Source organism: Nocardioides rubriscoriae (genome assembly GCF_008087085.1).
In the GTDB taxonomy this organism is placed as follows: Bacteria; Actinomycetota; Actinomycetes; order Propionibacteriales; family Nocardioidaceae; genus Nocardioides; species Nocardioides rubriscoriae.
In genome coordinates this window covers 246,085-258,986 of sequence record NZ_VIYJ01000008.1, presented here as the reverse complement: position 1 = coordinate 258,986, position 12,902 = coordinate 246,085, and the positions used below count along the sequence as shown (strand labels likewise).

At 63.1% G+C, this 12,902-nt stretch carries 6 protein-coding genes; all 6 read left to right on the top strand.

Going from position 1 to position 12,902, the window contains the following annotated elements; all coding sequences use genetic code 11:
- The first annotated feature begins 75 nt into the window (after window positions 1-75).
- From FZC61_RS15795 to brxL, 6 genes are read left to right on the top strand one after another with little or no spacing between them, the layout of a single operon-like run.
- Window positions 76-684, top strand: a complete 609-nt coding sequence (locus tag FZC61_RS15795; RefSeq protein ID WP_148615132.1) for a DUF1819 family protein — start codon at window positions 76-78, stop codon at window positions 682-684.
- Window positions 684-1,286, top strand: coding sequence for a DUF1788 domain-containing protein (locus FZC61_RS15790; RefSeq protein WP_148615131.1), 603 nt, complete (start codon window positions 684-686; stop codon window positions 1,284-1,286). The genes FZC61_RS15795 and FZC61_RS15790 overlap by 1 nt, the downstream gene beginning before the upstream one ends.
- Window positions 1,287-1,290: 4 nt before the next feature.
- Window positions 1,291-4,755, top strand: a complete 3,465-nt coding sequence (brxC, locus tag FZC61_RS15785) for a BREX system P-loop protein BrxC (RefSeq protein WP_148615130.1) — start codon at window positions 1,291-1,293, stop codon at window positions 4,753-4,755.
- A complete protein-coding gene (gene pglX, locus FZC61_RS15780) occupies window positions 4,755-8,225 on the top strand; it encodes a BREX-1 system adenine-specific DNA-methyltransferase PglX (protein WP_148615129.1) in 3,471 nt (1,156 codons plus the stop codon). Before brxC ends, pglX begins: the two co-directional genes overlap by 1 nt.
- A complete protein-coding gene (gene pglZ, locus FZC61_RS15775; protein WP_148615128.1) occupies window positions 8,222-10,720 on the top strand; it encodes a BREX-1 system phosphatase PglZ type A in 2,499 nt (832 codons plus the stop codon). The genes pglX and pglZ overlap by 4 nt, the downstream gene beginning before the upstream one ends.
- A gap of 11 nt (window positions 10,721-10,731) precedes the next feature.
- Entirely contained in the window at window positions 10,732-12,894 is a 2,163-nt protein-coding gene (gene brxL / locus FZC61_RS15770) for a BREX system Lon protease-like protein BrxL (protein ID WP_148615217.1), read from the top strand.
- The last annotated feature ends 8 nt before the right edge of the window (window positions 12,895-12,902 follow it).

Here is a 12,902-nt window from a genome sequence, read left to right as displayed (position 1 = left end):
GACCGGACAGAACTGTCGCCGGTCCCCGATAGCCTGAACGACTTTGCCCGAGCCACCAGTAAGGAGGTGCCAGCCGTGACCGACGCCGAGACCAGCGATCGCTATGCGTTGTCGTTCACCACCGGCACGCTCCTGACCCGTGAGGCCGCCCTCCTGGCGCCCGCCTACCTCGAGGAACGGGACTGGGAGAAGGCCCGTGACCGAGCCGTGGCCGATAACCTTCTCCAGGCGCGCACGCATCGCACCGGGGTCCGCCTCGTCCGCGAGACGGTGAAGCGCCTCTCGGCGCTGACCGAGCCAGAGCTCGAGCTCCTCGGCGACCTGACGGCCACCGAACGCGGCCACCTGATGTGGGTGGCGGCCTGCCGCCGCTACAGCCTCATCGCGGAGTTCGCAGAGGAGGTGCTGCGCGAGCGATTCCTGCTGCTGGCGCCGACGCTCGCCTATGAGGACTTCGACGGCTTTATCCGGAGCAAGGCCCTGTGGCACGACGAGCTCGCAACGATCAAGGACTCAACCATGCAGAAGCTGCGATCCACGGTGTTCAAGATGCTCGTGGAGGCCGAGCTGCTCTCGGAGTCCGGGCACATCGTGCCCGCCGTGTTGTCCGAGCGACTCCTCGGTCTCCTGAGTCTCCGCACGCCGAGCGACATCCGTTTCTTCCCCACCCGGAGCGCGGCCTGATGAAGACGATGGACCTGAATGCGCAAGAAGCACATCTGCTCGCCGTGCTGAGCAGCCAGCGGTTCCTTCGTATGGAGGGACTGAGCAACGAAGTCCCGTTCTTTATCTACCCCTTCCCGCCCGAAGCCTCCCTCGCGGTCGCGCAGGCGAAGAAGCGGATCAAGACCAAGCTCTCGACCAAGCACGGCATCACCGTGCGAGAGGTCAACCTCTACGACCTGTCGGTGGAGATTCTCAAGGAACGCGGTGTCTGGGAGCGAGTGCTCGCCTTCGAGCCCGACCACGACAAGGACGACCTGCGGGAAATGTTGCAGGCCATGCTCGACCCGCAACTCCACCTCGCCCCGGCACTGCGGACCAAGGTGCAGGACGGCGCCTTCGACATCGTCTTCCTTACCGGCATCGGCGAGGTCTTCCCGTACATCCGGTCCCACAACGTGCTCAACAACCTGCAGAGCGTGGTGACCGGAAAGCCGATGCTCATGTTCTTCCCCGGCGACTACCGGCAGTCCGACTCGCTCGGGTCGAGTCTGGTCCTGTTCAACAAGTTGACCGACGACCAGTACTACCGAGCCAAGAACATCTTGGAACAGGAAGCGTGACCCGATGCTGTTGAACCAGATCTTCGCGAAGGACGTCCAGCGCCCCATCGAAGGCGTCATCAAGGCCGACGACGCTGCACACCTGGGCACCGAGGTCGACGAATACGTCCTGACGAACGAGGCAGCCAAGGGCCTCGAGCTCCTGCTGGAGGCCTACACCAACTACACCAACGCCAACGGTGTGTGGATCTCCGGCTTCTTCGGCTCCGGTAAGTCGCACTTGCTCAAGATGCTCGCCCACCTGCTCGGCGACGTCGAAGGCCAGGCCTTCGACCGCAGCCAGGTCTCCGAAAACTTCCGCTCCAAGGCCACCGGATCGTTCCTGCCCGCGCTGCTGACCAAGGCCGAGCGCATCGCGGCTAAGAGCCTGCTGTTCAACATCGACCAGAAGGCCACCCTCATAACCAAGGACCAAGCCGACGCCCTGCTCAAGGTGTTCGTGAAGGTCTTCGACGAGAGCCGCGGCTACTACGGCAACCAGGGCCACGTCGCCCGCTTCGAGCGCGACCTCGACACCCGCGGCCAGTACGAGGCGTTTAAGGAGGCCTTCGAGCGGATCGCCAAGGTCCCGTGGAGCCAGGGCCGCGAACAGAGCGCGCTGGAGGGGCCCTCGATCGACCGCGCCTTCGCCGAGATCAACGGCCAGGCGACCGACGGCATCATCAAGCAGTACCAGCAGTCCTACGCGGTCTCGATCGAGGACTTCGCCGACGAGGTCAAGGCGTGGCTCGACCAGCAGCCCGACGGCTTCCGCCTCAACTTCTACGTCGACGAGGTCGGCCAGTTCATCGGGGTCAACACCCATCTGATGCTCAACCTCCAGACCATCGCCGAAAGCCTCAACACCAAGTGCGGCGGCCGGGCCTGGGTCTTCGTGACCTCCCAGGAGGACATGGACAAGGTCGTCGGTGACCGCACCAAGCAGCAGGGCAACGACTTCTCCAAGATCCAGGCCCGGTTCAAGACCCGCGTCCACCTCACCAGCGCCGACGTCGAGGAGGTCATCCGCAAGCGACTCCTCGAGAAGAACGACGACGGAGCCGTCGCGCTCCAAGCGATCTACGCCACCGAGTCGGCCAACTTCAAGACACTGTTCGATTTCGTCGACGGCGCCAAGAACTACCGCAACTACACCGACGAGGAGCACTTCGTCGGCACCTACCCCTTCGTCAGCTACCAGTTTCCGCTCTTCCAGGCCGCGATCATCGGGATCTCGGACCACAACGCCTTCGAAGGCCGCAACAGCTCCGTCGGCGAGCGGTCGATGCTTGGCGTCGTCCAGGACGTCGCCAAGGTTGTCGGCACCGGCGAGCTCGGAACGCTGGCCACCTTTGACCGCATGTTCGAAGGCATCCGCGCCTCGCTCAAGGCACAGGCCCAGCAGCAGATCCTCGTCGCGGAGCGCAACCTCGACAACGAGCTGGCCATCCGACTCCTCAAGGCGCTCTTCCTCGTCAAGTACGTCGAGAGCTTCCAGGCCACCGCCCGCAACCTCACCGTGCTCGTCTACGACCGCTTCGGGCTCGATCTGCCGGCGCTGGCCGAGGACGTTAAGGAAGCGCTCGCGGAGCTGGAGCGGCAGACCTACATCCAGCGCAACGGCCAGGTCTACGAGTACCTCACCAACGAAGAGCAGGTCATCGAGGAGGAAATCAAGAACGTCGACATCGACAGCTCCGAGGTCAGCTCCCAGTTGTTCAAGGTGCTCTCTGCCGACGTCATCAGGACCAACAAGATCCGCTACGCCAAGAACGGCCAGGACTTCCCGTTCGGGTTCAAGCTCGACGATCAGGTCCATGGGCAGCAGAAGGAACTCTCGGTCCACTTCATCACCCCGGACTACCCCTACACCGCGGATGAGACCCGGATGCACAGCGCCGGCAAGGACGAGCTGCGGGTCGTCCTCGACCCCGACGAGCGCGTGCTGACCGACCTGCGGCTGCTGCTCAAGACCGACAAGTACATCAAGCGCAAGCGCACCAGCTCACTCTCCGCGATCGAAGAGCAGATCCTCCAGGCCAAGGCGACCCTCAACCGCGAGCGGGAGAAGGAACTCGCCCAGCGTATCCAGACCGCTGTCGGCAAGGCCGGGCTGATCATCAACGCCGCCGACGTCCCAGCCAGCTCGAGTGACGCGATCGGACGAGTGACCGAAGGCTTCCAGGAACTCATAAGCCGCACCTACACCCAGCTCAAACTGCTCGGTGGTGTCACCTACAACGAGCAGCAGGTGGCGGGCGCCGCGAACCCCGACAGCGGGCTGTTCGATGCCGAAGCGCTGATGAAAATCGACCAGGCGGCCCAAGAGGCTCTCTCGGCGATCCTGCGCAAGACCGGCCAAGGCGAGCAGGTCACGATGAAGAGCATCGTCGACACCTTCCAGGCCAAGCCCTACGGATGGGATCTGGCATCTATCGAGGTCATCGTCGCCTCCCTGATCGGCGCGTCGAAGGTCACTCTGACCATCGACGGCAACGTCCTCAAACGGACCGAGATCGCCACCGCGCTGCGGAACACGCAGAAGCACGGTCACCAGGTCATCGCGCCGCAGAAGACGTTCGACGAGCGCAAGGTCGCAAACTTCCGCAAGTTCTGCGTCGACTTCTTCGATGAGCCCAGCGCTCCGAAGGATCCCCTCGAGTTGGCTCGCCATGGCGCCGACAAGCTCCAGGGCAAGCTCGACGAACTGCGCGCTGCCGTGAACGTCTCGCGTTACCCATTCGTCCAGCAGCTCAACGGCCCGATCGGCCTCCTGGAACAGACAATCGGCAAGAACGACGACTGGTACCTCAACGAGTTCACCCTCGGCGACGACCTCCTCGAAGCCAAGGACCACGTCATCGACCCGATCCAGTCCTTCGTCAACGGACCACAGCGGACGATCTACGACGACGCCGCAGCGCTTCTCGCCGCCCACACCAGCAACCTCAACTACTTGCCCGCCGGCAGCGATGAGGGCATCAAGACAGTGTTGGCGGATCCGAACGCCTTCCGTGGCAACAAGATGGCCCAGCTCAAGCAAGCCGCGGACGCCTTGCGGGGCCAGATCGACACTGTCGTCGCAGACAATCGGGCGAAGGTGGCCAGCACGCTGGAGCACCGCCGCAGCGAGCTCGCCAGCACGGCGTATTTTACGGCCGCCACACCGGAGGCCCAGCAGCGCGCCGTCCAGCGGATCGACGAGACGCTCGCCCGCATCGCCACCGAGAACCAGGTCGCGCTCATCCAGCAGATCGGCTCGAACTTCGAGTCCAGCGAGTATCCGGAGCTACTCGATCTGCTTGCCTCGTCGCCGGCCACGCCGAGCCCCGATCCCGAGCCGCTCAAGCAGACCGTCTCGGTGAAAACGGTTCATGTACCAGGTGCCTCCGGCGTCCTTGAGACGGAGGCAGACGTCGAGACCTACCTGAGCGCCCTGCGCAGCGCGCTCATCCAGACCTTGAACGATGGAAAGCGAATCACCCTCTGATGGAAACCGCACCGCTGAAGAACTTCGCGACTTGGGCGCGCAACGCGCTCATCCGCGAGGTCAACGCCCGCATCGCCGCTGTGCTCGCTCCAGGCTCATCGGAGCGAGTTGAGCAGTCCAAGGCCATCGCTGCCCTGGACAGGGCGGTGGCTGCCGCTGGCGGCGGCGACGAGGGCCGCGCGGCCGTCGCGGAGAGAGTCGCCTACACCTGGTTCAACCGGATCATCGCGCTGCGCTTCATGGACGCCAACGGGTACACCGGCATCGGCGTGGTCTCCCCACAGGCGGGAATCGAGGTCGGCCAACCCGAGATCCTCGCCGAGGCCAAGCGCGGAGTCATCGACACCGAGGTGGCGAGCCAGGACACCCGCACGGCGGTCGCCGGGTTGCTCGACGGGACCCGCTCGAGCAGCGACCCTCAAAGCGAGGCATATGCACTCCTGCTCGCGGACTACTGCCGGTACTGGAACCGCGCCATGCCCTTCATGTTCGAGCGCGAGGGCGACTACACCGAGCTCCTCATCCCGGCGAATCTGCTCGCCGATGACTCCGTGCTCAACCGATCCGTCACGGTACTGACCCAGAACGTGTGCAAGGACGTCGAAGTCATCGGCTGGCTCTACCAGTTCTACATCTCGGAACGAAAGGACGAGGTCTTCGCCGGATTCAAGAAGAACAGGAAGGCCGGCGCCCCTGAAATTCCCGCCGCAACACAGCTCTTCACCCCGCATTGGATCGTCCGCTACCTCGTCGAGAACTCCCTTGGCAGACTCTGGCTGCTCAACCGCCCGTCGTCTGGCCTGGTCAACCAGATGGACTACTACATCGCGCCTGTCGATCAAGAGACCGACTTCCTCAAGATCACTAAGCCCGAAGAACTCAAGGTCATCGACCCCGCCTGCGGCTCCGGCCACATGCTCACCTACGCGTTCGACCTCCTGTACGCGATCTACGAGGAGGAGGGCTACGGACCGGCTGAGATTCCCAGCCTGATCCTCACGCACAACATCTACGGCACCGAAATCGACCCTCGCGCAGGAGCGCTGGCCGCCTTCGCGCTCACCATGAAGGCCCGTGCCAAGCAGCGCACCTTCTTCAGCCGGCCACTCGTGCCGAGCGTTCTCGCCCTCGAGCCGATCACATTCGACTCCGACGAAATTGCCGCGCTAATCCGGACTACGGGCGGACGGCCCGAGGACCGGGATTTCTGGCTCCAGTTTGAGCGGGCCGACCTGTACGGATCTCTCATCAAGTCGTCCGCCGCCGTGCTAGCTCGTCTAGACGTCGACGGGATTCAGCAACTGTCCGGCGACCTCTTCGCCGTCGACCTGGTCGAGGCCGCAGAGACCGTGATTCACCAGGCGCTGTTGCTCTCCCAGACCTACCACGTGCTCATCGCGAACCCGCCCTACATGGGCAGCAAGAACATGGACGCACGCCTGGCGGCCTGGGCGAAGACTGAGTACCCGGAGACCAAGTCTGACCTCTTCTCGATGTTCATGGATCGCGCGTTTGATCTCGTTTCTCCTCGGGGCTACGCGGCCATGGTCACGATGGAGGCCTGGATGTTCCTGTCCAGCTACAAGGAGTTGCGAGGCAGAATCATTGACCGCAAGGCGATCCGTTCCATGGTCCACATGCCCTATCTCGGTAAGGGCAGCACGAGCATGGGGATCAACTTTGGTACCTCTGCCACAGTCATCAGCAACGGTGGCGCCGGCGACTCGCGGGCAACGTTCCAGTGTGTGAGGTACTTCGAGACGGACTCGAATGGCGTCCCGCTCGAGTATCCCGTCCGAAACGAGCGGTTCGCCGAGATCGCTCCGGCGGCCCTGCGGGCCGTACCTGACTCACGAGTCGCGTACTGGCTCTCTGATTCCATGTTGAAGGCCTTCACTCTGGGGCGTCCACTTGCTGAAGTCGGTGACCCGCGGCAGGGGATGGCGACCGCAGACAACGGACGCTTCCTGCGCCTTTGGAGCGAAGTGAGCGGCAGTCGATTCGGCCGTGACTTGAGCCGTGAGGAGGCAGCCGAAAGCCGCTGCAAGTGGTACCCCTACAACAAGGGCGGGGACTTCAGAAAGTGGTATGGCAACCAGGAATGGGTCGTGAACTGGGCCAATGGCGGTGCCGAGTTGATGGCCGAGCGCCCGAAGTCCGTCATCCGAAGCCCCCATCTGTACTTCAAGCCGTCGGTGTCTTGGTCTAAGGTTGGATCCGGCGTCCCCGCCTTTCGTTACTTCCCGAAGGGGTTCTTGTTCGACGTCGCGGGGACCTCGATCTTTAGTTCGGAACAACAACTGCTGTCGATCGCTGGCATCTGTAACAGCGCGGTGGTCCGCGACATGCTTGCCGCTACCTCGCCGACCCTGAACGTCGAGGTGGGAACGCTCGCTCAGATCCCAATCATTGACCTTTCGCCTGAAGCGGCCGCCGCCGTGCAGGAACTGATTGCGATCCATCAGGCCGACTGGGACAGCCGCGAAACATCTTGGGGGTTCGAGCGGCTGGACCTGGTTCGCGATGGCTCGCAGCTGGTCGCATCGGCCGTGCAGGCCAGCTTCGACGCGGGCATCGCTGGGGCCGAGCGGGCGCGAGATCTCGAGATGAAGGTCAACGCAGAGGTTGCTGCCGCCTATGGCTTGAGCGACGAGGTGGACCTCGACGTACCCCTCGACCGGGTAACCCTTCACGGCAATAGCGTGGCGCGGTTCGGCGCTCACAAGGACGCCGCCGAACGCCGATCTCTGTATGCGGAGCAACGAGCCATCGACCTGGTCTCATACGCGGTCGGTTGCATGTTCGGTCGGTACAGCCTCGACGAAGCTGGCCTCATCCTCGTCGATCAGGGCACCACGTTGCAGGACTACCTTGTGAAGGTCGCCTCTCCGACCTTCACGCCTGATGCAGACAACGTCATCCCGATCGTTGAGGGTGACTGGTTCGAGGACGACATCGTCGAGCGGTTCCGGCAGTTTCTTCGCGCCGCTTTCGGTGAGCAGCACTTTGAGGAGAACCTGCGGTTCGTCACAGAGTCACTCGGGGTAAAGACCTTGCGCGACTACTTCATCACGCGGGCGGGCAGGTCGAAGTTCTATGACGATCACATCCAGCGATACAAGAAGCGCCCGATCTACTGGCTGTTCTCCAGCCCCAAGGGGTCGTTCAACGCGCTGATCTACATGCACCGTTACTCGCCGTCGACCGTCTCGACGGTGCTCAATGAGTACTTGCGAGAGTTCCAGGCCAAACTGAAGGCCAGCCTTGAGCACGCGGAGCGATCCAACAACGCGAAGGAAGCAGACCGGCTCCGAAAGATGCTGCTGGAGCTCGGCGAGTATGAGCACGACGTGCTCTACCCGCTGGCCTCTCAGAGTGTTGCCATCGACCTGGACGACGGCGTGAAGGCGAACTACCCGAAGTTCGGGACAGCGCTGAGGAAGATTGTTGGCTTGGAGGCGACTGAATGACCGAAGTCGCAAGCCTGACGCCCCACCTGGAGCGACGCTTTCGTGACCACCGCGTCGTCTTCTGGCACGACCCGGAAAGTCAGTACGCCTCCGTCGTAGACAGTCTCAGCCTGCCGGGTGTCACTACCCTGCGCGTGGCAAACGACGAGTACCGGATCAAGTACCACCTTCTCCAGGAGCAACCCGCCCAAAAGTTCTTGGTCTACCGATCAGGGCAGGTGCCCTCCGGCGTCGGGAATTGGCTCCTGGACCTCGAGCTGGCCTACAGCGTCTTCACCGCCGACCGTAGCTCCCTGGTTTCGCAAGACCTCGGTTTGACGTCCGAAGGCATCGACGCGGTCGTCGCGCTGCACGAGAAGTTCTTCAACGCGGGGAAGCGCGTCGAGAACCTCAAGGGGCTGCTCACGCCCGAAGATGACGCGGCCCGTCTGCGCGCCAAGATGTCCGCGGTGGTGCTGGGGCAGAAGGAGCACAGCCTCCTTGAGATCACGCGGACTCTCTTGGTCGAGAAATCCAAGGGCCAGCACTCCAAGTACGACGCGCTGGTCGATCTGGAACTCGCGGAATTCCTCTGGCTCGGTGCGGCTTCGATCTATGGCTACGAGTCGACCGCACCGAGTGTCGACGACTTCGTCTTGTGGATGTTCCGCGCCGCTCTCGGAGGCTTCAAGTCCGCCCGCCCGGGAGGCCTGCAGAACATCCAGCTCGACTTTGCCAGCTTCCGCAACGATCGGCGTAGCCAAGTCGCGATGTCGACCCTTGCCAAGCAGGCCTCGGCAGACCTGGACTACACGGCGAGCATCGAGAACGCGACGTTCCGCGATCTCATCGCGGATGATCTGTTCGAGGAGACCGACCGCAAAATCATTGCCGACCTTGCTCGCGCGGTCACGGAGCAGACCGTGACCGCTCGTGAGGTGGCCGATGTCGTCCGGGCCCGCCAGAGCAGCGTGTGGATCGACGGTTACCGCCAGCTGTATGCAGCGATCGACGCAGCCGCTGAGCTGTTGTCGCAGCTGAGCACGATCGATTTCACGATCGCGTCCTTCGACGAGGGACTTGATCGCTACCGAACCGACTGGTTCCGCATCGACCAGCTCTACCGCCAGTTCACCTACGCCCGCCGCTCCTTCGAGGGACCGAGCCCACTCGACGCGCTGCGAGACCTCGTCGAAAAGACCTACACCAACAAGTTTGTCTACGAGCTCGGCAACGCATGGCAGAAGCAGGTCGACGCAGCGACCAGTTGGCAGTCGGTCGTCCTGCGCTCCCAGCGCTCGTTCTACGGCGACTACGTGGCACAGCTCCTCCGCGAGGACAAGAAGGCGGTCGTTATCGTCTCCGACGCCCTCCGATACGAGGTCGCCGACGAGCTACGTTCCCGTATCCGTCAGGAGGACCGGTTCAACGCCGACCTCGAGGCCGTCCTCGGCGTCCTGCCGAGCTACACCCAGCTCGGCATGGCCGCACTCCTGCCGCACCGCACTCTGAAGCACTCCGCTGACGGCAAGACAGTGCTCGCCGACGAACTGCCCACCAACGGTGTGGGTCCGCGCTCGAAGGTGCTGGAGACTGTGGGCGGCAGCGCCATCCAAGCCGAGACATTCAGGGCCCTGACGGCCGATGAGCGGCGGGAGATGTTCAAGAGCAACCGGGTTCTGTACATCTACCACGACGTCATCGACGCTATCGGCGACAAGCCCGGCACCGAGCGCCGGGTCTTCGAAGCCGCAGAGCTGGCGCTGGCCGAGCTGGTTGACCTGGTCAAGAAGACCGCCAACGCCAACGCCACCAACATCTTCGTGACCGCCGATCACGGCTTCCTCTTCCAAGACGAGGCGCTGCCCGAGCAGTTCTTCCTCTCCGAGAGAGCTCACGGCGACAAGATCCTCGTCTCCAACAAGCGCTACGTGCTCGGTCACGGGCTGAAGGTCGACGACGCCTTCGCCACGTTCAGCGCTGAGCAGCTCAATCTCGACGGCGATATCGAGGTCCAGATCCCCAAGTCGATCCATCGCCTCAGGCTTGCCGGCGGCGGCACACGTTTCGTCCACGGCGGTGCGACTCTGCAGGAGATCGTCGTACCGGTGCTAGCGATCAACAAGAAGCGCAAGAGCGACACCCGCCTGGTGAACGTCAAGGTGCTCCCCGACGCCGACAAGATCACCACTGGTCAGCTGGTCGTGAAGCTGTTCCAGTCCGAGCCTGTCAGCGACAAGATTCAGGCCCGCGTGCTGCGCGCGGGGCTGTATGTGGGGGAGACGCTGATCTCCAACGACCCGCCGCCTCAGCTGACCTTCGACTCCTCCTCGCCCGAGCAGCGTGACCGCTACCAGAGCGTCCAGCTGCTGCTTAACAAGGACGCCAACGACTACAACAACCGCGCCGTCGAGCTCCGCCTCGAGGAGCTCATTCCGAACACAACCCGTTGGCGCGTGTACGAGAAGGCGATGTTCACCCTCAAGCGCTCCTTCACCTCGGACTTCGACTTCTAAGGGTGGCCGACATGACTGAAGAGACCGATCTCGACGTGATCGCCGCCGACCTCCTCGACGGCACCACCGAGGGGCAGGCTGCGGACCAGACCCCCGAGCAGTCCGCGCTCGACAAGAAGATCAACCAGCACTTTGCCGGCCTCGTGGTCCGCAAGGACCTCGTCAAGGCCGTCAAGGGCAACGCGATCGTGCCCTCCTACGTGCTGGAGTACCTCCTCGGTCAGTACGCAGCCTCCGACGACGAAGCCACCATCCAGGCCGGCATCGACTCTGTGCGCAAGATCCTCGCCGACCACTACGTCCAACGGAACCAGTCCGAGCTGGTTAAGTCGACGATCAAGGAACGCGGGCGCTACAAGATCATCGACAAGGTCTCTGTCTCTCTCAACGACAAGGACGATCGGTACGAGGCAGAGTTCTCCAACCTCGGCATCAAGGGAGTCATCGTGGAGTCGGCCACGATCAACGCCCACCCCAAGCTCCTCGTCGGTGGCGTCTGGTGCATCTGCGACATCGACTACTTCCACTTCGACGACGCCCGCGTCGTGCCCTGGCAACTCGGCTCGCTGAAGCCGATTCAACTCTCGAACTTCGACTTCGACAGCTACACCACCTCGCGCCGTGAGTTCACCACCGACGAGTGGATCGACCTGCTGATTCAATCGATCGGTTTCAACCCTGCCCTGTTCGGCCGTCGCGCCAAGCTCATCCAGCTCGTCCGCCTGATCCCGTTCGTCGAGCGCAACTACAACCTCGTCGAGCTCGGTCCCAAGGGCACCGGCAAGTCACACATCTTCTCGGAGTTCTCACCCCACGGCATGCTGATCTCCGGGGGAGAGGTCACGGTCCCGAAGCTCTTCGTGAACAACTCCAACGGTCGCATCGGCCTAGTCGGCTACTGGGACGTCGTCGCGTTCGACGAGTTCGCCGGTAAGAAGAAGCGCACCGACAAGGCGCTCGTCGACATCATGAAGAACTACATGGCGAACAAGTCGTTCTCGCGCGGTGTAGAGACGCTCGGCGCAGAAGCGTCGATGGTCTTCGTCGGCAACACGTCCCACAACGTGCCGTACATGCTCAAGCACTCCGACCTGTTCGACGAGCTGCCCGAGAGTTACCACGACGCGGCGTACCTCGACCGCCTCCACCACTTCATCCCGGGCTGGGAAGTCGACACCATCCGCGGAGAGATGTTCTCCGAGGGCTACGGCTTCGTCGTCGACTACATCGCCGAAGTCCTCAAGTCGATGCGCAACGCGGACTACTCCGACCGCTACCAGCAGCACTTCACGCTGGGTTCGGACATCTCGACCCGCGACCGCGACGGCATCCACAAGACCTTCTCCGGGCTGATGAAGATCCTCTACCCCCACGGGGAAGCGACCCAGGAGGAGATCGAGGAGACCCTGCGGTTCGCCATCGAGGGCCGCAAGCGCGTCAAGGACCAGATCCTCCGAATCGACGCCACCATGGCCGAGGTCAAGTTCGGCTACCTCGACAACGACGGCGGCTGGCACCCTGTCACCACCCTCGAAGAAGACGAATACCCCACGCACTATCACCGCACCCGCCACGCCGAGAGCGCCGACGCCAACGACTCAACCGGCGAGCAGGGGAGAGGCGCCACAGCCAGCGCGGCCGACGGGGTTCCGGCCACGCCCGTTAAGCCGGAGCTGTACGCCGGGCACCGCGAATACCAGGAGAACCAACGCGGCGTCTCCTACGCCACCATGCTGATCCCGTACCTGCGCGGCGCCACCGAGATCACCCTCACCGACCCTTACATCCGCCAGTTTCACCAGGCGCGCAACCTGATGGAGTTCGTGGAAGCGCTCGCCGCGGTCAAGGACCCGGCCGACGAAATCAAGCTCAAGCTCATCACCACCGAATCCTCCGACGGCCCCGAGAAGGTGCAGAAGCAACTGGAGTTCCTGCTACGCGTCAAGCAGGCCGCAGCCGTCGCGGGCATCACCCTCGACGTCGAGCTCAGCGACACCATCCACGACCGGTCGATCCGCGCCAACTCCGGCTGGCGCATCAACCTCGGCCGCGGCCTCGATATCTTCCAGTTCGTCTCCAGCGACGCCTTCGACCTCGCCGCCAAGATCCAGGAGTACCGACAAGTCAAGGCGTTCGGCATCACGTACATCAGGGAGGAGACTGCTGCTCGTTGACACGAAAG

What these genes read in the sequence shown, in the direction of transcription:
- pglX (WP_148615129.1), top strand. Translation starts at nt 4,755, where the DNA reads ATGGAAACCGCACCGCTGAAGAACTTCGCGACTTGGGCGCGCAACGCG.
- pglZ (WP_148615128.1), top strand. Translation starts at nt 8,222, where the DNA reads ATGACCGAAGTCGCAAGCCTGACGCCCCACCTGGAGCGACGCTTTCGT.
- brxL (WP_148615217.1), top strand. Translation starts at nt 10,732, where the DNA reads ATGACTGAAGAGACCGATCTCGACGTGATCGCCGCCGACCTCCTCGAC.
- FZC61_RS15790 (WP_148615131.1), top strand. Translation starts at nt 684, where the DNA reads ATGAAGACGATGGACCTGAATGCGCAAGAAGCACATCTGCTCGCCGTG.
- brxC (WP_148615130.1), top strand. Translation starts at nt 1,291, where the DNA reads ATGCTGTTGAACCAGATCTTCGCGAAGGACGTCCAGCGCCCCATCGAA.